The sequence below is a fragment of the Advenella mimigardefordensis DPN7 genome (genome assembly GCF_000521505.1).
Lineage (GTDB): Bacteria > Pseudomonadota > Gammaproteobacteria > Burkholderiales > Burkholderiaceae_B > Advenella > Advenella mimigardefordensis.
In genome coordinates, this window is sequence record NZ_CP003915.1 from 685,854 (window position 1) to 708,359 (window position 22,506).

The following is a 22,506-nucleotide window of genomic DNA, read 5'->3' on the forward strand; positions in this document are numbered from 1 at the left end:
CATGGGCCCAACCCCTCATGAGCTGGCACTGCAATTGCAGCAGCAATTTGATAACCGGGTGCATTTTTCACCCTTGCTGGCAGATGGTAAGCCACTCAATCTGGAGCAGGCTTACGCGGTTCAGGAGCAGTTGGTGCAGATTCGTATGGCGCGTCTTCATGCCCGGCGGGCCGGCTTGAAAATCGCCCTGAATGCGCCTGCCGCCTGGAGCAGGCTTGGCCTGAGCGAGCCCGTCTATGGCCAATTGCTGGATACGGCATTGCTGCCTTCCGATGCCGTGCTTTCCATGGGCGACTACACGCACATGAAATTTGAGTTCGAGGTGGCCGTACGCATCGGTAAAACGCTCTCGGGCGATGATTTGCCCAGCGTGCAGGCAGCAGCAGACTGGATCGATGCCGTCGCGCCGGCGGTCGAGGTGCTTGACGATCGCTGCCCGGAAAAAACGCCACCCGATGCGCAGACACTGGTGGCATGTAATGTCAATAACACCTCGGTTATTCTGGGGCCGTGGCAGCCCGCCGTGGCCGATTTTGACCGGAATATCACCATTACCGCGCATGGTACAGTGATCGAAGAGGGCAACGTCGCAGAGATTGTTAATCCGCTGGAGTCCGTCTATTGGCTGGCGAAAGTCATGGCCAGGCAGCAGCGCAGCATTCCTGCCGGTGCCGTGCTTATTACCGGTAACCTGATGACAGTGCGTTTTCCCGACGCCGGCGATCAGTTTACGTTTGCACTCGAAGGGCTGGGATCGGTATCGTTTCGCTGCACTGCCTAGCGGAGTGAGCAGGGTTCTTGTTCTATTCGTAGGCGCCAGCCTGCGTGACGTGTAGGCACGCTGGCTAAACGCATGTGGCGTTGCTCTTTGTTCGTCCAATAATATGACGAGAAGAGGTGGCCACGCGCCAGGCTATCGGGTGTCGTGTGTGCTGTATTGCTCATCAATCATTTGATTCGGGGCGCGAATATTATGGATTTCTGACGCGCTTAGACTAGTTGGTTCGACCTGTTTGATTCAAAATGGTTGCGGTTTATTCGCTTTGTCGTACTGTCAGTCTTGTCGATGAATTTCAAAGATTTTATCAATGGGCAAGTGGCACCATTCAGACTGAATTCGGTCATGGCGGCTACAGAAATTGATCTGCCGCGTTTCAATCAAATCCTGCCACAAGTCCTATCCAATGCCCAACTGCATCCCGCAGCCCATCCGCTTCCTCAGGTCAGTGTCAATCTGTCCGCGTTTGCCTTAACAGCCAAAGCCAGCGTGGTCCTGCTGCAGGCGCATCACGCCAATCTGGTAATGGCGCCAGCGGCGTCGGCAGCGGCCGGCAGTAATATCGAGCAGTGGTTTCTGGTTTGTACCTGGGAGGCGGTGGAGTTCGTCGAAAACGCCAGCCGCTGCTCATTGCAGGCAGGTGATCTGATACTGATCAACAGTGCCAGTTCGGTCAGCTTGCGGCCGCATCGGAAGCTGGACTGCACCATCATTGCCTTGCAGAGCGAGTATGTCGGACACTGGCATGCACTGTTTCGGCAGGCTTGTCATCGGTACTTTCGTGCAGATGGCGGTTGGGCGCGGTTGCTCTCGGTCTATTTGCGCGAATTGAATGATCCGTTCATGCAACGGATTGCCACCGTCCCATCGGACCAGGCCGTCTGTCTGGATACGGTACTCTCGCTGGCGGCCATGGTGATGGGGCAGAGCCTGCATTATGGCCTGGCGGATCGGGTTCCCGACAGGCAGCGTCAGGCCCGGCATAAGCTGTACTCCGATATCACGCTATGGCTTTATCTGAATTTCGGCGAGGCCAGCCTCACTGGCAAAAAGGTGGCGCGCGAGTTTGGTATCTCGGTGCGTACCTTGCATAAGCTTTTTCAGGAGTTCAACGATTCCGCTTCTTTTGCGATTTTTCTGAACGATATCCGCATGCAGAACGCCAGGAACATGCTGCGCGATTCCCTGCTGGGGCACCTTAAAGTCAGTGATATCGGCTGGCTTTGCGGATTCGCCGACCCGGCGCATTTTGGCAAGGTATTCAAAAAGCATCATTCAATCACACCCGGACAAATGCGTGAGAGTGTGCAGGGTAATGGGGAGGTCGGGGCAACGGGGTAAGTGCTCGGGTTCTGGCGTTTGTGGATGCTTTAACATTTTTGTTCAGTCATACTGCTTGCGCACCGCAACGTCAATGTGTGCGGTGGGCTGTCGCGTTGTTGCGCCGGGAGTTAATCGAGCTTAATATTTTCCCGCTTGATGACTTCGGCCAATTGCTTGGTTTCGCCCGCAATACGCGTGGCAAAATCTTTCGGATTGGTCATCACAATGGTTCCTTGCGCGCTTAGTGCTGCATTCGCAGCCGGTACTGACATAGCCTGCTTGGCTTGCTTATACAAGGTGTCAATGATCTCCGGTGGCGTACCAGCAGGTGCCAGCAGGCCCAACCAGAATGTTACATCTATATCCGGAAAGCCCGCTTCCGCCATCGTGGGAATATCGGGCATCTGGGAGATGCGTCGTGTTGGTGTCACTGCGAGCGCCTTGAGTTTTCCAGCGCGAATTTGCGGAACGCTGGCTAACGTGTCGAACGAAGTATTCACTTCGCCGGCAATCACCGCCATGCTTGCCTGTGATGCCGCCTTGTATGGGACGTGCGTGGCTTTAAAATTTCCTTCATTGCTCAACATCGCATAGGCCAGGTGCGCAAGATTGCCGACACCGCCTGACCCGTAGCTGAGCTCAGAAGGATGATCCCTGGCAAACGCAACCAGGTCCTTGACGGAGTTGATCGAATGCGTTTTTGCCCAATCAGGATTGACGTTTAATATGAATGGGGCATCCAGTACCAGCGCAATTGGAGCAAAATCTGTCGACTTGTATGGAGAGCTTTTGTAAATCAACGGATTGCCGGTAATGCTGCTGCTGTTTGTGGCTAACAGGGTGTAGCCGTCCGGTGCTGCGCGAGCCACTTCCGTGGCTCCGATTGAACCATTGGCGCCACCTTTATTTTCTACAATAACAGTCTGTCCCAGAGACTTGGACAGACCGTTGGCGAGCAGGCGTGCCATCGCATCGGTGATGGATCCCGCAGGGAATGGAACGATGATGCGAATCAGCTTTACAGGCCATTTTTTCTCCTGCGCAGACGCGACGCCGGAACGCAGCCCAAATGCCGAGGCTCCCGCAACGTTTGCGGCTGCAATTAGAAAACTTCTTCGCGAGCTGAATGTATTCATGTTATATGTCTCCAAATAGTTTTTGTACAGAAAATAAAAAATTCAAATAGTGATATTCACTGGTTACGCTGTGCCACATTAGCCAGCCGGATATGCGAGGCAAATACGAAAACTACTTAAACTAATCTGAAACTGCATTTTTTACTGCCGATCGGCTTTCCGGGTTGCCTCTGTGCCGGTGATGCCGCAATTCTCAAGCGCTTGCTGTTGTTCCTTTGTCATACCCAGTATGCGATCGAATACCTCGAGGTTGTGTTCGCCCAGCGTCGGCGCCGGGCGAACCATCTCCGTTGCTGCGCTCGTCTCTCGGAACCAGGGGGTGGTCGCCCGATATTTACCAAGGTAGGCACGAGGTATCGTTTTGAAAAATTCCCGTTCATTGAGGTGAGGGTCGTCCAAAACCCGCCACACTGGATTTACCACACCGGCCGCAATACCGGCCTGTTGCAGTTCACCCATGGCCCTGTCTGCAGATCGTTGTCTGGACCACCTGTTTATCTGAGCGTCGATCTCCTGTTTTCGTAAACGACGACCCTCGACCTGATTCAGCGTGACATCGGCGCTGAGTTGACGGGCCTCAATGAGGTTGACCAGAGCCTGCCACTGTGTGTCGCTGGTAATGCTCAGGACCACCCACTCGTCACTGCCGGCACACTGATACACACCGTGAGGAGCGAATACGGGGTGTGCGTTACCTTGGCGTGGGATGGTTTGCCCGCAAACAGACTGCTCAATGATAAATGGCGCCACCATAGGCAGCATGCATTCAACCTGTGAGAGATTGATGTGCCGGCCTTTTCCAGTGCGCGCTTGCACGAAAAGCGAGAGTAGGGCAGCAGCCCCGCCGTTCCATCCGCCGACAGGATCGCCATACGCGTAGGACGTGAGCGAGGGCGGATTCTGTGCAAAACCGGTATGATGGGGCAGACCGCTGGCTTGCTCAAGCGTGCCGCCATATGCCCGGGTGCCACTCCAGTCGTTACCCGCACCAAATGCGGGCATGGATACCATGACCAGCCGCTCATTGACTTTGGTCAGCGCGGTGTAATCCAGCCCCAGCTTGGGCAACACCTCTGTCGAATAGTTTTCGATGACCAGATCGGCGGTTTTGACTAATTCGAGTAACACGGCGCGTCCTTCCTGGCGCGTCAAATCCAGGGTAATGCCCAGCTTGTTTCGATTCATCAGCGCAAAGTTCGAATTTTTCTCGTACAGCCGCTCTTTGTAGAATGCGTCGGTGTAATGCGTTCCTCGCCACCAGTCAGGATATTGAGCGCCTTCGACTTTGATGACCTCGGCGCCAAAGTCCGCGAGGGTGCGTGCTGCCAAAGGCCCCGCCCACCCCATGGTCAAATCGATTACTCGAATCTTCCGAAGCGGCGGCTTCATCTCTGTCGCGCAGGCGCGGCGTACACGTGGCGCCAGTGCATCCTCGCTGCGATAGAAGGGGTTGTCTGCACCCTTTAGTGGTGCTGCACCACCCGGTAACGGTCCAGCATCGCCGAGTGGAAATGGAACGACTACGCCCTCAAACTGATTGGTGCCGGACTGCACCGGTACAAATGCGCCACGTTCACGATGAACCGATTGCACAAGCAGTTCATCCATTGTTGGCACGAGCACGGCAGGAAATTTAACTTTAGCAAGCTCTTCAAACCATTCTGTGGCTGTGCGGGTAAGCAGGGCTGGCGTCAGGAACGCATCAATCTCGTCGGCATGTCTGATGCGTGTTGGACCGCTTTCGAATCGGGGATCATCGGCATGTTCCGGGTATCCAATTGCTGCACACAGCGCGGCCCATTGTGGGCCTGTGTGCGCGAAAATGCCGATCCAGCCTTCCCGGGCCTTGTAAATACCACCAGGATGGGTCGTGCAGAACCGGTTGACGCCCAATCGCGCTTTGGGGTGACGTCCGTCCTGGACCATCCCCACCTCCATCTCTACAACAGAGAAGGCGAGTTCATGAATGCTGAGCACATATCGCCGGCTTCCGTCAGACTCACCCAGCAAGGCGGATATCGCGCTTGAGAAGGCGGCAAGACCCGCCACTATTCCGGTTTGTATGTCATGCGGCAGATGAGGCGGCCCTTCCACTGCGCCGCTGCCATAGACAGCACCGGCCAAAGCGCGGCAGACTGCAGGCGCTCCCACATAGTGGCTGTACGGACCGGTTTCACCAAACCAGGTCAGGCAAACCTCAATAGGCACATTTTGTGTATTGGCTGCATCACGTGTGCCATAAACAGGGCGCCTCAGCACATCGATGCCTTCACGCAGCGCCCGGGCGTCAAGAACCACGTCGCAGGTTTTCGCCAGTCGCGATAACCATGCGTGCTCTTCAACATGGTTACTTCCTAATGTGACGCTGCGTTTATTGGTGTTGAGCCAGGCATTCAGTGCGCTTTGCTGCTCTCTATCTGAATTTGCCAGCAACGGCGGGAACGAGCGTAGCGCGTCTCCTTCCCAATCCTCTACTTTGATGACCTCAGCTCCAAAGTCTGAGAAGAGCTTTCCCGCATAAGCCAGTGCCGCTCCGCTGCCGATTTCCAGAACGCGCAGTCCGGCAAGCGCGAGCGAGGCCGTCGATTCATGCTTAATCACATCTGTTCCCTCTATTCATATTGCGTACTTACCAGGCGTCGACAAAGGAGCGACGGGGGCGGTCCGCACGCAATGATGCGGACGCAATACCCTGACGAATCCATGTTCTTGTTTCTGCCGGATCGATGACAGCATCGATTTCAGTCGTGGAGGCAACGTTGATTGCATGGCCGCGTTCGTATGCGCGTGCCACGAGTTGGTCATAGAGTGCCTGTCGTTCCGGTCCCTCCGGCACGTTTTCGAGTTCTTTTTTGAAGCCCAGCCGGATCGATCCTTCAAGACCCATAGGGCCAAACTCCCCGGTTGGCCAGGACACTGAGCAACTCGCCGATCGAAAGCCGCCGCCGGCCATTGCCATTGCTCCAAGGCCATAACCCTTTCGCAGGGCAATGGCGAGGATTGCGACGCGTAATTTGGCAGCGGTCAGGAACATGCGGGAGACGTGACGCACCTGAGCTTTTGCCTCTTCATCGGGTCCGACCATGAATCCGGGCGTATCGATCAGCGAAATGATCGGCAGGCCATGTACATCACAAAGATTCATGAATCGGGCGGCTTTGTCTGCAGCATCGGCATCAATGGCGCCGCCCAGATGTTGCGGGTTGTTGGCGATGATGCCCACAGGCTGCCCCTCAATGCGCGCGAGCGCGGTGTGTATGCCGTGTCCGAAGCCTGCACGCAGCATCAACACACTACCCACGTCGGCTATGCCCTCGATGACTTTGCGGCTGTCGTAAACGCGCAGGCGATTTTCTGGCACCACATGCCGCAGCTCCAGTGGGTTTGGGGCGGACCAGTCCTTCGTTCTGCCCTGAAACATCGACAGATAATGCTTGGCGACAGCAACGGCGTGAGCTTCATTGTCCACAAGTATGTCGATGACGCCGTTCGCAAACTGCACGCTTGCCGGGCCTACATCTTCCGGCTTGAATACTCCCAGACCACCGCCCTCAATCATTGCGGGGCCAGCCATGCCGATATTTGAATTCCTGTCTGCGATGATGACGTCACAGACACCCAGAAAGGCGGCGTTGCCCGCAAAGCATCGGCCAGACACGATGCCCAGCAGGGGCACTTCGCCGCTGAGTTCGGCCAGTGCAGCAAAGGACGGTTGGTACAAGCCGGATACGAATGGGAAGTCTACATCGCCGGGGCGGCCTCCCCCCCCTTCGGCGAATAGTACAAACGGTAGCTCGTCCCGACGCGCACGTTCCACCATACGGTCGGTTTTGATGTGGTTGCGCTTGCCCTGCGTGCCGGCCAGAACCGTTGCATCATAGGCCATGACCGCACTGAGCGACGATTCATATCCAAAGAGGTCACCGTTGATGTTGCCGAGACCTGTAACGATACCGTCAGCAGGCGTGTTGACGATCAGATCTTCTTTCGTGCGGCGGCTCGCCTGTGCGGCAATGACCAATGCACCGTACTCGACAAAGGAACCGTCATCACACAGATCAGCGAGGTTTTCACGGGCGGTGCGTTGCCCGCGAGCACGCCGCTTGGCCACCGCGTCGGGACGAGCGTCATCGTACAGAATCGCATGGCGATCAAGGACCGCTTGTAAATCGGCGCGAATGGCCGTTAAATCGACTGTTTCAGCAGCGGCTTGTGCATCTGTGCTGTTCAGATCCTGTTCCAGTACAACCAGGACGTCGTCTTCAGTCGCCTGATTTCCTTTTTCTGCTCGTATTTCAACGACGCGTCCATTGACCTCAGCGGTAACCGAGTGCTCCATCTTCATGGCCTCGATAACCGCAATGGGCTGGCCTTTTAAAACCACATCGCCAATGCCGACTGACATTTCGACAAGACGCCCGCTCAAGGGCGCACGCGAGGCGACGAGTCCCTCTTCAAATACTTCCTGATTGAGGTTTTTCGCAGCGGGTGATGCAGAAGCAGGACGCGTTGTTTCTCCAATCAGTTGATCCTGCGACGCCTGTTCGCTTTCGAGCTGAGTAGCCGTCTCAAGCAGTTCCGGTAGAGTCGATTCGATATAGCGGGTATGGTTCTTTTGCAGGCGGAAGTCATCGCGATCGACCAGTGCTTTAAGCAAATGAATGTTCGTCGCAATGCCCGCGATTCGGAATTCGGCCAGACTGCGTCGCAGACGCCTGACGACATTTGAAAAGTCATCCGTAGCGCTCGATACGATCAGCTTTGCCAACAGTGTATCGAAGGCCGGCGCGGGCGCGTACCCGCTATAGGCGTGTGTATCCACGCGCACGTCAGGACCCGTAGGTGGGTCAAAACGTTCCAGACGACCCTGCGCCGGTCGTGCCAGGCCATGGGCGTCGGTGGACTCTGCCGTCACTCGCACCTGAATGGCATAGCCTTTTGGCTGTGGCGGCTTTGCCGGGTCCAGACCCAGCATGTCCAACTGCTTTCCTTGCGCAATGCCAATTTGCAATGCTACCAGATCCACTCCGGTCACCTGTTCGGTGATCGTATGTTCGACCTGAAGACGCGGATTGGCCTCAATGAACACAAAATCCGTTTGTACACCGCTTTCATCTTCCTCAACAAGGAATTCGAACGTACCCAGGCTGCGGTAGTTCACCTTCGATGCGAGCTTGCTGGCTGCAGCGAGAATGTCGGTACGCAAGCGGGCATCCAGAACAGGGCTGGGAGCGATCTCAACCACCTTCTGGAAGCGACGTTGCAAAGTGCAATCGCGTTCGCCCAGCGCAATGACATGTGTGCCATCTCCCACAATTTGTACTTCGATGTGACGTGCACGGTTGACCAGGCGTTCCGCATAGAGGGAATCTACCCCAAATGCGGACATCGCCTCGGATCGGCAGCGCGCATAGAATTCAGGGATTTCTGCTCTGGTTTTGACGACACGCATACCGCGACCGCCACCACCACCCACTGCCTTGATGACGATACCCACTCCGCCCTGTTCATCGAAAAACCGCGTGATTGCTTCCAGCGACGCACCTCCAGGCGTGGCGGGCATCACCGGTACGTCGCACTCCCGTGCAAGTTGCAAAGCGCTGCCCTTGTCCCCAAACAAGGCCAATTGGCTGACCTCAGGTCCAATGAAGGTAATGCCGGCAGTTGCACATGCCTGAGCAAAATCCGGACGCTCGCTTAGAAAGCCGTAACCAGGGTGGATAGCATCGCAGCTTTCCCGTTGGGCTGCGGTGATAATTGCATTGATATCGATATAGGCAGAAGGACCTGCCTCATTTAATGCAACCGACGAGTCTGCCAGAATACGATGTCGTGAATTGGCGTCGTCACTCGAATAGACCGCCACGCTGTGCATGCCCAGATCGCGTACGGCGCGAAGGAGGCGAACTGCAATTTCGCCACGGTTGGCAACCAAAATTTTCTTCATGATTTCCTAGTTTTTCTCTAAATCGTTTACTTACCTAACATCAGATACTGCGTATTGGAAGCTGAGCAATACGTTCACCGCACTCTCGGCACCAGTTTGAATACGGCACGTGCAACAGCCAAAACGCCGCCGTCTCGGTCTTGAACCTCACCCTCGCAGAATGCAATACTTTTACCGCGTCGTTTGCATGTGGCAATAATGTCCACGTCCGATTGGGCAGGTTCATAAAAACACGTCGACATATCAATCGTTGCTGCGCCCACATTGAGCGGGTCGTGAGCACGCGCCACGACGCTCAATGTGAAATCCAGTGCGCTCATCAACGCGCCACCGTGAATGTCTCCCCGACTGTTGACGAGCTCGCGTTTCAATTTCAAGTGTGTGCGGCAACAGTCATTATCGAGACTGATACTTTGGAGGCCAATATGGTTCATGAAGGGCACATCAATGCCAAAGTGCTTCAATTGAAAGTCATCTGCCTCTATACTGGCTTTGTGATTATTTGCACTGCTCAAGCTGGGATCCTCTGGTATACAAAAAAAACTAAAGATTATTGGGCAGTGACGTGTGCTTCGTTCACAACCTGCTGCCATTTATCGAGCTCTGAATGAATGAACGCAGTGACTTGTTGCGGCGATAACTTCACGGTAACGGAGTTGTTGTCGGACAGCCATTTGATGTTGTCCTCTTTCGTGTTGGCTTGTTGTGCGATGTGATTGAGCTTGGTAATTATTTCTGTGGGTAGGCCTGGCGGTCCAAACAACCCTACCCAGGCTTGAGATTCGTAGCTGGGATACCCGGATTCAGCGATGGTTGGCACTGATGGCAATGAAGGCAATGGCTGCTTTGAGGTAACCGCCAGTGCCCTGGCCTTGCCGCTTTGAATAAAGCTTGAGGCAGATGTCGCGTCCAGGAATGCGGATGGAATTTGTGCACCAATCAGGTCGGTGGCTGCAGGTGCTGCGCCCTTATAAGGGATATGGCGCAGATTCGCACCCGATACGAGTTTGAACAGTTCGCCCGACAAATGAGCAGAACCGCCTACGCCGCTTGATCCGAAGGCAAGGCCGTCCGGCTGCTTTTTCGCATAGTCAACCAATTCTTTTACGCTGTTGACGGGGGATTGAGCCGGCACCAATAGCACGTTTGGCGCCAGCGCCAGAATCGCTATGTTTGAGAAGTCTTTCTTTGGATCATATGGCAGATGAGGTTGCAAGGCGGGATAGATGACGTGCTGAGTCGCCGTAACCAGCAAGGTGTATCCATCGGGCTTCTCTCGGGCAACGATTGCGCTGCCGATCTGTCCGCTTGCACCCGCTTTGTTCTGAACAACTACGCTTGTTTTCAATTCACGTCCCAGATCAAGCGCAAGGCGCCGTGCAATCAAGTCTGTGAATCCACCTGGCGCGAACGGCACAATGATGTTGATAGGTTGCCCGCTCGGCCAGTCTGCAGCGCGGGCACTATTTGAAAAAAACAATGTCGACGCGACGGCGAGCATTGGCAATACCGCGAACACTCGGCGGTTCAAGGTGTAACTTGTCAGCATTTTTGTCTCCGAAAATTTTTACCTCCATTCGTCCATACGATTATGCGTACGGGCGCTGGAGATTTTTATTGAATGCTCAACTTTTGACTGACACTGTTTGACGAAGCAGTTAAATCAGAAAAGCCCTTGTGGAACTTTTCATACCATTGGATGGCTTGGGGCGACTGTGGGTGATCGTCAGTCGAATTTCTTTACTGCTAAAAGCCTGGCTAAGTAGTGGTTATGCTCGTGCAATTCAGTGATGTAATAGTAATTTGCGTGCATCTGTGACACAATTCACTTCTTTCTCTGACAGCTATAGCGGTTCGGCATAGATCTCAAGTGGGGTGAACTGACGATGGACTTAAGACAACTTCGGACCATCCTGGCGATTGCGGAAACGGGTAGCCTGACCAAGGCAGCCGAACTGCTTCATATCGTTCAACCTGCTTTGTCCCGACAATTGAAGCAACTGGAAGATGAGCTAGGTGCGCCGTTGTTTGAGCGAAATCGCCTTGGCATGGTACTGACCGTGCCAGGTCGGCGCTTCGTCGATCAGGTGCGGGTTTCACTCAAGGGGCTTAATCGAGCTAAAGCTGAAATCGGCGCAGCTGCCGCGAACCTGATGGGTTCAGTTGCTATCGGTATGCTGCCTGGTCTGGCCTCTGTCCTTGCCGGGCCACTGGTTACCTCTTTGCGTCGGCAATACCCGGACCTGAAAGTCCGAATCGCTGCCGGCTTTTCGGATTTCCTGCAAGATGGCCTGGAGGACGGCAAGCTGGATATTTGCCTTATGGGCGATTATTTGCAATCCGAGATGCTTGTGACCTCACCGGTATTTCGCGAACCCATTTATGTTGTGGGACTGCCTGATTGCGGCTTATCACCATCTCACCCTGTCAACCTTGCTGAAGTTGCGAAGAAGCCCATGGTGGTTCCGGAAGCACAAAGTCTGCGCAATGTCATCGACCGTGCATGTACCATCATTGGGGTCAACCTGAACCCGGTAGCGGAATCAGACAGCACCGCCGTCATCCTGGACCTGGTTGAGCGCGGGGTGGGCTACACCATTTTGCCGGTCATGCCGATTACGCCTATGCTGAACGCAGGACGTATAGTTGGCGCACCCATCGTTAGCCCTCATCTGTGGCGAACAGTGATCATTGGCAGTCCGGTGATCAACCGCAACCCGCATACGGTGAATGCACTTCAGGGTGAACTGATCGGTTTACTGCGACCATATGTTCAGCAATTCAGTTGCGTGGGGGTGGAGTGGCTGGCTGATACGCCATGACCGCGGGATTCTCCCTCGCGGTATTATTTTGCCGGATCAGCCGGGATCCATTTTTCAGCCATCTCATCGTACTGGCCACTCGCTTTGAGCAGGTGCATCCACTGATCGACATACAACTTGAACCGGATGTCATTGTCTGGAATCAGGTAGCCCATTTCGGCATATTGCAGCGGCTGATCCGGGTTGACGGCGCACAGTTTTGGATTCAGTTTGCTCTGGACGCGGGCTTCAGCCGCTTCCGTTACAAAGGCATCGGCTTTGCCGTTGGCCACCTCATCGAAGATGGTCAGATTGTCTTTGTGCATGGTGAGCGAGGCTTTTGGTAGCATGGTGCGAGCAAATTTTTCATTGCTGCCGCCCGGATTGGCCACAATCCGCACTTCCGGACGATTCAGGGCATCAATGCTTTGATATTGCTCTTTATCTTCGCAGCGAACGATAGGCGTTTTGCCGTTTACCATATAGGGCGCGCTGAAAAAAGCCTTTTTCTGGCGTTCGACAGAAACGGATATGCCGCCGGCACCGATATCGCATTTGCCGGAGGTGAAATCGGCCATCAGGTTGGCCCAGCTGGTTTTGACGACCTCCATTTTGGCGCCCAGGGTACCGGCCAGCGCATTCATCAGGTCAATATCCAGACCTTCAAAATGTCCGCCCTGGTCGAAACTGAACGGTTTGTAATCGCCTGGCGTGCAGACGCGCAGGGTCTTGCTGTCGGTCACCTGTTTGAGCGTATCGGGGGCTGTCTGCGCCAATACCGAAAGCGGCAGGGTGCAGAGCAGGGCGGACAGCAAGGTTTTTTTCATGGTTCTTCTCCGAAACAAGGATGAGCAAAACAGCTAGTCTGGCGCAATTTCAGATGCAATACAATCAGGCTTAACCCAATATACGGGTAAACTGGCTGCTGCATGTCCAATCAAAAACACTGACACAATGAATACCTCGCCCTGGCTGACGGGCTTTGCACCGCTATATTCGCCACATATTACGCATCTCATTCTGGGGAGTTTTCCATCAGAAGCATCGCTTGCGCGCCGGGGTTACTACGGGCATCCGCAAAACCAGTTCTGGCGTCTGATGGGCACGATTCTGGATGAACCCATGGATACCATGGACTACGAGGCGCGGACGGCGACCCTGCTGGCACACAGAATCGGGCTGTGGGATGTTTACTCAGGCTGCGAACGGGTGGGTAGTCTGGATAGCGCGATCCGTCGGGGTCAGCTTAACCCCTTGCATACGCTTTTTGCGGCGGCACCGGCACTGCAATACGTGGGGTTCAATGGTAAGGCGGCTGCCAAAGCGGGGCAATCGCATATTCCCGAACACATCCGGACGCAGACGTTGCCTTCAAGCAGCCCCGCCTACACATTGGCGTTTGCGGCCAAGCTGCAGCAATGGCAGCCGTTTTTTGCGCAAGGCCGGGTCTGACCTTGTCGCTGTGCCGATGTCGTACTGCCGGGGCCGCGGCCCGACGGGTGCGTCTTGGTAATAATCACGATTGTCTTCCCCCTATAGGGTTCTGATACAATACCCCGGTTCGCCGCTGTACATGCTGCGCCTATCATCCGTCGCTTTTTTGCCGATCCGTCGTCAGGGGCTTTTGCCCTGTATGGCAGGCTGGATTCGCAGGGACAATACGGCGGATGCCCGGAACGGTTCGAACCGGCACAGCGCAATTCCAGTTGTCATCAATCAACCTCTTCCAGAACAAAAACCAAGGAGCAACACATGAGTCTCTCACGTCGTCATTTACTGAAGGCCGCCGGTTTGTCCGGCCTGGCAACTGTCTGGCCAGGTATCGGCCTGGCGCAGAATGCACCCAAGCTGGAAAAAACCGATGTGTCTATTGCCGTTGGCGGCAAAGGTCTGGTGTACTACCTGCCGCTGACCATTGCGGAACAAAAGGGCTTCTTCAAGGACGAAGGGCTTAACGTCAAGATTGCCGATTTTGCCGGCGGCTCCAAGGCCCTGCAGGCTGTTGTTGGCGGCAGTGCCGATGTGTGCTCGGGCGCGTTTGAACACACCATCAACCTGCAGGCGAAGAAACAGTTTTTCCGTGCGTTTGTGCTGCAGGGGCGCGCGCCCATGATTGTCCTTGCAGGCAACAAGAAAACACTGGCAGGTTACAAAACGCCGGCAGACCTCAAAGGCAAGAAAATCGGCGTCACCGCGCCAGGCTCTTCCACCAATATGCTGGTTAGTTTCTTTCTGGATAAACACGGCATGAAAGACTCCGATGTGTCCATTATTGGGGTGGGTGGCGGCGCCGGCGCAGTCAGCGCCCTGCGTGCCGGCCAGATCGATGCGCTCAGTAATCTGGATCCGGTCATCAGCCTGCTTGACGGCACCGGTGACATTTTCACCATTGCCGATACGCGCACAATGAAAGATACGCAGGCGATTTTCGGTGGTCCTATGCCTGCCGGCTGCCTGTACACCTCGCAGAAATATATCGATGAAAATCCAGGCACGGTGCAGGCGCTCACCAACGCCATGGTCAAGGCCGACAAGTGGATTCAGACTGCCGGTCCGGACGAAATCATGAAAACAGTACCCAAGAATTATCTGCTGGGTGACCCCGAAGTGTACAAGCTGGCCCTCACCAGAAGCTTCGAAGGGCTCTCTCCCGATGGCAAGATTGACCCGCTGGGCGCAGAAACCTCATTGAAGGCGCAGGCCGCCTATATTGCAGGATTCAAGGCCGATGCTATTGACCTGTCCAAATGCTGGACCAATGAATTTACCGATAAAGCCAATGCCTGATGTTATGACTGATCCTGCTTTAAGCCTGGACAATATCACCTGCACGTTCGTCTCCCGGGATGATCGTGACAAGAAGTACACTGCAGTCCGGGATGCGACGCTGCATATCGCACCCGGGGAATTCGTTTCCGTGGTTGGACCCACAGGCTGTGGCAAATCAACGTTGCTCAATGTGGGGGCAGGCCTGCTCACCCCTTCGTCAGGACAGGTGCGGGTGTTCGGCCAGCCCCTGTCGGGCATCAACAAGCGGGCCGGTTATATGTTCCAGGGTGAAGCGCTGCTGCCGTGGCGCAACGCGCTGGACAATGTAACGGCTGGTCTGGAGTTCGCGGGCACGGGCAAGGAAGAGGCCAGGCGCCAGGGGCTGGACTGGCTGCGCCGCGTGGGCTTGTCCCAGGCCGAGTATAAATACCCGCATCAAATGTCCGGCGGCATGCGCAAGCGCGTGATGCTGGCGCAAACACTGATCCGCGATCCCGATATCATTCTGATGGACGAACCGTTTTCGGCGCTGGACATCCAGACCCGTCAACTGATGGAAAATGAAGTGCTCGATATCTGGATGAAGCAGCGCAAGGCCGTGCTGTTTATCACCCACGATCTTGACGAAGCTATTGCCATGAGCGACCGGGTCGTCGTGCTCTCGGCAGGCCCCGGAACCCATATCATGGGCGAGTTTCACATCGATCTGCCGCGTCCGCGCGATGTGGCCGAGGTGCGTGCCCATCCGCGCTTTGTTGAACTTCACCAGGCTATCTGGAGCGTCCTGCGGGACGAGGTTCTCAAAGGCTACGATCAACAAAAACGGAAGTAATATGTGGAACGCCATTAAACCCTCACCCAAAAACTACCGCGCGTGGCAACTGCTGATCGTCATTGTGCTGCTGGGTGCCTGGTATCTTATTTCACTGAATGACACGGCGGCGTTTTTCTTCGGCCAGCCGCTGGGCGTGGCCGAGGTCATCTGGAACTGGTTCGTTGTTAATGCCGATATTTACATGCATTTGGGCATCACGCTGGTTGAAACCCTGCTGGCATTTTTTCTGGGTACGGTCTTCGGCATGGGCTTTGGCCTGTGGCTGGGGCTGTCCCGCACGGCCAGCCTGGTGCTTGATCCATTCCTGACTGCACTGAACTCCATGCCACGGGTGATTCTTGCGCCTATCTTTGCCCTGTGGTTCGGGCTGGGCATTGGTTCCAAAGTCGCGCTGGCCTTTACGCTGGTGTTCTTTATCGTGTTCTTCAACGTCTTTCAGGGTATCCGGGAAGTAAGCCCAACGTTGCTGGATAATGCGCGCATGCTGGGCGCCAACCGACGCCAGTTACTGCGTCACGTCTATATACCGTCAGCCACCAGCTGGGTCTTCTCCAGCCTGCATGCGTCGGTCGGCCTGGCCTTCGTGGGGGCGGTCGTTGGCGAGTATCTGGGATCTGCCAGTGGTGTAGGCTACCTGATTTTGCAGGCCGAAGGGACCTTCGATATTAATACGGTGGTGGCCGGCATCATCGTGCTGACGGCCTTTGCCCTTATTCTGGACGGTATTGTCAGCATTACCGAGAAGTATGCGCTCACCTGGCGCCCGGCAGCGGGTGAAACCGAAAAGCTGTAGTCATTTGTCCCGGGAGCACCGCCGGGGCAATCGCTTTATCATCCTTAACCTATCAAGGCGTTGCAACGCCAGGAATGTGTAGTTATGACCAAACAGATTAAGATCGCCGCTATACCCGGAGATGGTATCGGCAAGGAAGTCATGCCGGAGGGGCTGCGGGTTCTGCAGGCCGTGAATGAGAAATTCAAGCTGAATCTGGCCATTACCGAATTTGAGTGGGCCAGTTGCGACTACTATGAAAAGCACGGGCAGATGATGCCCGACGACTGGTTTGAAACGCTCAAATCGTTCGATGCGATTTATTTCGGCGCGGTCGGCTGGCCTGACAAAGTGCCGGATCATATTTCCCTGTGGGGTTCCCTGCTTAAATTCCGTCGTGAATTTGATCAGTATGTGAACTTGCGCCCTGTGCGGCTGATGCCGGGCGTGCCATGTCCGCTGGCCAATCGCAAGCCGGGCGATATTGATTTTATGGTGGTGCGTGAGAACACCGAAGGCGAATATTCCTCAGTGGGTGGCAAGATTTTTGAAGGCACCGACAGGGAAGTCGTGCTGCAGGAATCGGTTTTTACCCGCAAGGGCGTGGATCGTATTCTGAAATACGGCTTTGAACTGGCCAGCAAGCGGGAACGCAAGACACTGACGGCAGCCACCAAGTCCAACGGTATTTCAATCAGCATGCCCTACTGGGACGAGCGGGTCGTGGAGATGGCCAAACAGTACCCGGACGTGAAGTGGGACAAGCAGCATATTGATATCCTGAGCGCCCGTTTTGTTTTGCAGCCGGACCGGTTTGATGTGGTCGTGGCTTCTAATCTGTTTGGCGATATTTTGTCTGATCTGGGGCCGGCATGCACGGGCACCATCGGCATCGCGCCGTCGGCAAACCTGAATCCTGAACGTGATTTTCCTTCTCTGTTCGAGCCGGTGCATGGTTCCGCGCCCGATATTTATGGCAAAAACATTGCCAATCCGGTAGCCATGATCTGGTCAGGGGCGATGATGCTGGCGTTTTTCGCAGGTGATAATCCGGAAGCGCAAAAAGCAGCAGACTGCATTATGCAAGCGGTGGAAGCGACGCTGGTGAATGGGCCAAAGACGCCCGATCTGGGCGGGCAGGCAGGCACGACCGAGATGGGCAAGGCGATTGCGCAACTGGTCGCCGGTCAGCAGTAAGGTAGGCAAGTTTCGGAAGCCGTTAAACGCCGGTGTTTTCCCGATGAATCGCCATAGTAAAAAGGACGATCGTCAGAACGGTTTGACCGTTACTGACGATTTTTTTATCTGTTATCGTGTGATAATCAAACGATTGCTAACGGCAGCATCGAGAATCTGTTCGGTATAGATCTGAAAGATATTTGCATGTATCTGTAAGCTATTTATTGGCTGTGCATGATTTACCTGCGCATCGTTCAACGGGGCATCTTTCCAGGCTGTTTGCATACAGAGCGCTGCAGGCACGGTATATTTCAGCATCATCCGGTTTTCGTTTTCGTTTTCGTATGGTCGATGCACCGCCGGATTTATCCGTTAAAGTGTACTGTCAGACCTATTTGCAAAAGAATGAGTATGAGCAACATCGACCATAAACCCATTATTTCCATTGGTGCCCTGGGCGGCACGATCAGCATGACCGGCACGCCGGGCAGCCAGGGCGTGAGCTCGAACCTGGGCGCCGAGGAACTGGCCCGGTCTGTACCAGGGCTGGCACAGGCCGCCACACTGCAATTGCATACGCTGGCCAGAATCGCCAGTGGTTCTATTCGTTTCCAGCATCTGTTTGATACGCTGGCATGGGCCGGGCAGCAGATTGATCAGGGCGCGCAGGGTGTGGTTGTGACTCAGGGCACCGATACACTGGAAGAGACGGCGTTTCTGCTTGATTTATTCTGGAACCGGCACCAGCCGCTAGTGCTGATGGGGGCTATGCGCAACCCGCAAATGCCGGGCGCCGATGGCAGCGCCAATCTGCTGGCTGCCGTACAGGTTGCTGCCGACGATAACAGTTGCGATCGCGGCGTACTGGTGGTCATGAATGATGATATTCACGAGGCGCGGCGTGTGCGCAAAATGCATACGACGCATGTTGATGCATTTGTCTCGCCTGTATTCGGGCCAGTCGGCGTGGTTGTGGAAGGACGGCCGCAGTATCTGCGTGATACGCAGCAAAGGCCGCGCCTGCCGGTGCCGCCCGCGTATAAGCACAAGGTGTTGTTGCTGGAGCATAGTCTGGATGACGACCCGGATATCGTCTCTTATGCGGTGAGTGCAGGGTATGCTGGTATCGTCGTTGCCGGGTTTGGCTCGGGACATGCGTCAGAATCGCTGCGTGATGCGCTGGTGACGGCAGTCGCGCAGGTGCCTGTCATTATGTGCAGCCGTACCGGCGCAGGTAGCACCACCACCGCCGTGTATGGTTATAAGGGAGCAGAAATTGATTTGCAGCAGCACGGCATCCTGATGGGTGGCTGGTTGTGCCCGCGCAAGGCCCGGCTGCTGCTTGCTGCCGCCCTCTGGAACGGGCTCGGTCGCGATGCGCTGGCCAGCCTGCTGGCCGCCTGGTCAGTGTAATTAACAGTTTATTTCAAATGTATTAGCACAAGGAAATATCATGTCATATCGGTATCTGGGTAAAAGCGGTTTGAGCATATTTCCCCTTACGTTAGGGACCATGATGTTTGGTCAGCAGACGGATGAGGCGCAGGCGCATCGGATTATTCAGGATGCACGGGAGCGGGGCATCAATTCCATTGACACCGCAGATGTCTATAACGGCGGTGAATCCGAGCGTGTAGTGGGGCGTGCCCTTAAAGACAGTCGTGATTTCTGGGTGCTGGCGACCAAGCTGGGCAACCCTGCCGGTGAGGGGCCTAATGAACGGGGCATTTCCCGCAAGTGGATTATCCAGTCTGTGGAAGCAAGCCTGAAGCGCCTGGGTACGGACTATATTGATATTTTGTACATGCATCGCGAGATCCCCACGGAGCCGCTGGGAGAAGCGATTCGTGCCATTGCTGATCTGATTCGTCAGGGCAAGTTGCGCTATTTCGGCGTGTCGAACTTTCGTGGCTGGAAAATCGCTGACACCGTCAGGCTGGCTGATGAGCTGGGTATTGATCGTCCGGTGGCCAGCCAGCCTTTATACAATCTGGTCTCACGCAATGCGGAAGTAGAGCAGTTGCCTGCTGCGGCAAACTATGGAATTGGCGTGATATCCTACAGCCCGCTGGCGCGTGGCGTGCTGACCGGCAAATATGCGGCGGATGCGCCACCGCCCGCCGATTCGCGTGCCGGTCGTGGCGACAAACGTATTGCGCAAACGGAATTTCGTACCGAGTCGCTGCTGGTGGCGCAGACCATCAAGGCGCATGCGGAAGCGCGGGGTATTTCTGCTGCCGATTTTGCGTTGGCCTGGGTGTTGAACAATCAATATGTCACGTCGGCCATTGTCGGGCCACGCACATTCGAACAATGGCAGGCTTATCAGAAAGCGCTGGAATACCGCCTGACAGCAGAAGACGAAGCATTGGTTGATTCACTGGTCACGCCGGGGCATGCGTCTACGCCTGGCTACAATGATCCGGGTCATCCGATACGGGGCAGGGTGCCCTATGGGTCATAAAGGTAGACCGTTACCGGACAACCACCGGTAACGGCAGGGGCAAGAATGGCAGGCACGTGTGATCTTGTGACGCCTGATCGTGGTCATGAGCAGCGCGTTCAGTTCAATATAGGTTCAATGGGCTGACGTCGTTTACGATGCCTGACGTTCCTGCCTTATTTTATGTAACTGACCAATCAGACCAAACTTATTGAGTTTCGCATAGAGCGTACTTTTTGCGACACCCAGCTGCTGTGCCGAGAGTGTAAGGTTGCCGCGACAGGCCCGAAGGGCTTGTTGAATCACCTGTGATTCTGCAACCTGCAGCCCACCCGACAGAATTGGGGACGACTGGCTCGCCGGATCAGAACCGGATATGGACTCCGCCAGTAAGTGTGCGGGCAGATCGCTGATGTGCAATTGAGCGGTGGTAGACGTGAGATACATGCTTTCGATTGTATTGCGCAACTCCCGAATATTACCCGGCCACCGATACTGGCAAAGCCACGCCATGGCCTCATCCGAAATGGATTTTACGCCAGCATGATATTGTTCGGCGAAGCGCTGCAATAGATGTGTCGCCAGCAAGGGGATGTCTTCTGCCATTTCACGCAATGACGGCAACCGTATGGTGGTGACCGACAGTCGATAATACAAATCTTCACGGAAGCGTCCCTGGGCCACTTCATGTTGCAGATTTCGATGTGTGGCTGCGATGAGTTTAAACTGAATTTGCCGCGGGCTTGTTTCTCCGATACGGTAGATTTCTCCTTCCTCCAGTACGCGCAATAGATGCGGCTGCAGTGCCAGTGGCATTTCACCGATTTCATCCAGAAACAGAGTACCGCCATGGGCGGCTTCCACTTTGCCTGTCATGCCACCTTTGCGGGCGCCTGTGAATGCACCATCGGCATAGCCAAATAGCTCGCTTGCAAGCAGGTCTGCGGAGAGTGCGCCGCAGTTGAGGGCGACAAAAGGACGGGGGGCCTGCGCACCCGCGCCTGTCGTGGCATCAGATAGGCGACTATCCTGTGCGAACTGATGCATGGCGCGAACGATGTTTTCCTTACCGACACCTGTTTCACCCAGCACCAGCACCGGGACGTTGACTGCGGCCAGTTGCTGTGCCTGATCGATTGCGGTCAGGAGTGGCGGCGCATGGCCGATAATACGGGAGAAGGCCGGCGAACGTGTGGTGCGCCTTTGTTGAATGGCCAATTCGGGTTGCTTGCTGAGACAGACGGTTTGCTGCGGTTTGGCACGCGGAATCGTCAGAATGGTGCCGACCCGTGTGCCCTGGATGGTGACGGTCTCCAGCCACTCGGGATTGATCCAGTCAGGTAACGATGTGTCGGCAATGTCATCGGCCAGATTCAGTGATGGAATGCTTGCCAGCGCGTTGCATTTGAGGTGGATAGCCCAGGCATGCAGCGCCGCCCTGGCATGGCGGTTCATTGTGATCGGTGTTCCGTGTCTGTTCACAATGATGATGCCATCCTGACTACAGGCCAATTTATCCATACTGTGTTCCAGCAACTGACAACGAAAGCGCAGTTCGGAGTTGGCCCGAAGGTTTTCGATTCGGCTGGCGGTGGTTGCAATAAATGCCAGGGTGTTTGGTGTATAGGTTTTCTGTCTCCCTGATATATTGACCGCGCCAAGTATATTGCCGTTCAGCGGATCGCGGATAACGGTTGCGGTACATGTCCAATCCTTGACCGGATGGCAGAAGTGTTCGGCGGCATGAATTTGTACCGGTGACCCGGTAACCAGCGCCGTACCGATAGCATTGGTGCCGGAAGCCAGTTCGTTCCAGTTGTGTCCGGACATCAGGGACACGTTTTCCGCATCGGTGCGTGTACGACTATCACCTTCGATAGAGAGAATAACGCCTTGTGGATCGGTAATCATCATGATTGCGCCGGTATTGTCCAGATCGTCCCGAGCCATTTGCATGACTGGACGACAAATGGAGAGCAGCGCAGCGTGGCGGTTCTGCAGGTCGCGAAAAGAGGTGTCTTCCAGGGCCGGCGCGAGATTCGGCTGAAAGGGGTCGATATGGGCATGCAGGCAGCGTTGCCAGGAGTCTGTGACAAGGGGCCGCAGCACGTTCGATTCACAGGGATTGCCATGAACCAGGCGTTCCCAGGCAGACATGACGAGGTCATTTTTATGAGGATCCGATAGTCTTTGTGCTCTCTCTATGTTGATCATAGTGTCTCCGGTTGCATTGGGTGCCGGCCGTCTTTACCGCGACCGGTCTGATAGGCTTGCAATTTGGCGATGATGAGCATGGGTGCAGTGTGGGTACGTACTCCCTGCGTATCGCCTGCAACGTATTGATAACGTATCGACTATAACGCTGCGCGCCGTTACTTTGCAATATATGAAAAACCGAAGACGCTTGCATTTGCGGTAAGGCGGATACTTTTTAAAGTGTGCCGTTCATGGTCTGTCGCGCCTGCCTATTTACGTTCGAATTTTGTACGTCCATTCTATTTTCGAACGGAATTCGAACGATCA

17 protein-coding genes are annotated in these 22,506 nt (G+C 55.0%); 10 read left to right on the plus strand and 7 right to left on the minus strand.

The features are described 5' to 3' along the window. Position 1: 1 nt before the first annotated feature. Both MIM_RS03230 and MIM_RS03235 read left to right on the plus strand, forming a co-directional pair. On the plus strand, positions 2 to 781 hold the full coding sequence (locus MIM_RS03230) for a 2-keto-4-pentenoate hydratase (protein WP_025371326.1): 780 nt from the start codon (positions 2 to 4) through the stop codon (positions 779 to 781). Positions 782 to 1,123: 342 nt separating this feature from the next. Beyond that, entirely contained in the window at positions 1,124 to 2,119 is a 996-nt protein-coding gene (locus MIM_RS03235; protein ID WP_158318687.1) for a helix-turn-helix transcriptional regulator, read from the plus strand. 110 nt (positions 2,120 to 2,229) lie between these two features. Here the strand turns inward: MIM_RS03235 and MIM_RS03240 are convergent, their stop codons facing one another. The 5 genes from MIM_RS03240 to MIM_RS03260 form a co-directional block, all read right to left on the minus strand. After that, positions 2,230 to 3,237, minus strand: coding sequence for a Bug family tripartite tricarboxylate transporter substrate binding protein (locus tag MIM_RS03240; RefSeq protein ID WP_025371328.1), 1,008 nt, complete (start codon positions 3,235 to 3,237; stop codon positions 2,230 to 2,232). A gap of 141 nt (positions 3,238 to 3,378) precedes the next feature. After that, a complete protein-coding gene (locus MIM_RS03245) occupies positions 3,379 to 5,838 on the minus strand; it encodes a CaiB/BaiF CoA-transferase family protein (RefSeq protein WP_025371329.1) in 2,460 nt (819 codons plus the stop codon). A gap of 28 nt (positions 5,839 to 5,866) precedes the next feature. Beyond that, positions 5,867 to 9,184: an acetyl-CoA carboxylase family protein gene (locus MIM_RS03250; RefSeq protein ID WP_025371330.1), complete on the minus strand. Its 3,318-nt coding sequence runs from the start codon at positions 9,182 to 9,184 to the stop codon at positions 5,867 to 5,869. Between the two features lie 74 nt (positions 9,185 to 9,258). Beyond that, positions 9,259 to 9,699 carry a PaaI family thioesterase gene (locus MIM_RS03255; RefSeq protein ID WP_025371331.1) on the minus strand — a complete coding sequence of 147 codons (441 nt, stop codon included), beginning with the start codon at positions 9,697 to 9,699 and terminating at the stop codon, positions 9,259 to 9,261. Positions 9,700 to 9,734: 35 nt separating this feature from the next. Then, complete coding sequence (locus MIM_RS03260; protein ID WP_025371332.1) at positions 9,735 to 10,733, minus strand: Bug family tripartite tricarboxylate transporter substrate binding protein; 999 nt, start codon at positions 10,731 to 10,733, stop codon at positions 9,735 to 9,737. Positions 10,734 to 11,070: 337 nt separating this feature from the next. On the opposite strand from MIM_RS03260, the gene MIM_RS03265 reads away from it, so the two are divergent. Then, positions 11,071 to 12,006: a LysR family transcriptional regulator gene (locus MIM_RS03265; RefSeq protein ID WP_025371333.1), complete on the plus strand. Its 936-nt coding sequence runs from the start codon at positions 11,071 to 11,073 to the stop codon at positions 12,004 to 12,006. 23 nt (positions 12,007 to 12,029) lie between these two features. On the opposite strand, the gene MIM_RS03270 is transcribed toward MIM_RS03265, so the two are convergent. Next, the gene (locus MIM_RS03270) at positions 12,030 to 12,812 is read right to left on the minus strand and encodes a transporter substrate-binding domain-containing protein (protein ID WP_025371334.1); all 783 of its coding nucleotides are present in this window, start codon (positions 12,810 to 12,812) and stop codon (positions 12,030 to 12,032) included. Between the two features lie 127 nt (positions 12,813 to 12,939). Between MIM_RS03270 and MIM_RS03275 the strand changes: the two genes are divergently transcribed. The 7 genes from MIM_RS03275 to MIM_RS03310 all read left to right on the plus strand — a co-directional run bounded on the left by MIM_RS03275 (position 12,940) and on the right by MIM_RS03310 (position 20,004). Further along, positions 12,940 to 13,437, plus strand: coding sequence for a DNA-deoxyinosine glycosylase (locus tag MIM_RS03275; RefSeq protein WP_025371335.1), 498 nt, complete (start codon positions 12,940 to 12,942; stop codon positions 13,435 to 13,437). 300 nt (positions 13,438 to 13,737) lie between these two features. Continuing rightward, entirely contained in the window at positions 13,738 to 14,772 is a 1,035-nt protein-coding gene (locus tag MIM_RS03280) for an ABC transporter substrate-binding protein (RefSeq protein ID WP_025371336.1), read from the plus strand. A gap of 4 nt (positions 14,773 to 14,776) precedes the next feature. After that, positions 14,777 to 15,586, plus strand: coding sequence for an ABC transporter ATP-binding protein (locus MIM_RS03285; protein ID WP_025371337.1), 810 nt, complete (start codon positions 14,777 to 14,779; stop codon positions 15,584 to 15,586). 1 nt (position 15,587) lies between these two features. Further along, the gene (locus MIM_RS03290) at positions 15,588 to 16,382 is read left to right on the plus strand and encodes an ABC transporter permease (protein ID WP_025371338.1); all 795 of its coding nucleotides are present in this window, start codon (positions 15,588 to 15,590) and stop codon (positions 16,380 to 16,382) included. 84 nt (positions 16,383 to 16,466) lie between these two features. Next, positions 16,467 to 17,558, plus strand: coding sequence for a tartrate dehydrogenase (locus MIM_RS03295; protein WP_025371339.1), 1,092 nt, complete (start codon positions 16,467 to 16,469; stop codon positions 17,556 to 17,558). 393 nt (positions 17,559 to 17,951) lie between these two features. After that, positions 17,952 to 18,953, plus strand: a complete 1,002-nt coding sequence (locus MIM_RS03305; RefSeq protein ID WP_025371341.1) for an asparaginase — start codon at positions 17,952 to 17,954, stop codon at positions 18,951 to 18,953. 40 nt (positions 18,954 to 18,993) lie between these two features. Beyond that, positions 18,994 to 20,004, plus strand: coding sequence for an aldo/keto reductase (locus MIM_RS03310; protein ID WP_144084579.1), 1,011 nt, complete (start codon positions 18,994 to 18,996; stop codon positions 20,002 to 20,004). 132 nt (positions 20,005 to 20,136) lie between these two features. Here the strand turns inward: MIM_RS03310 and MIM_RS03315 are convergent, their stop codons facing one another. Further along, on the minus strand, positions 20,137 to 22,197 hold the full coding sequence (locus MIM_RS03315) for a sigma-54-dependent Fis family transcriptional regulator (protein WP_025371343.1): 2,061 nt from the start codon (positions 22,195 to 22,197) through the stop codon (positions 20,137 to 20,139). Positions 22,198 to 22,506 lie beyond the last annotated feature (309 nt).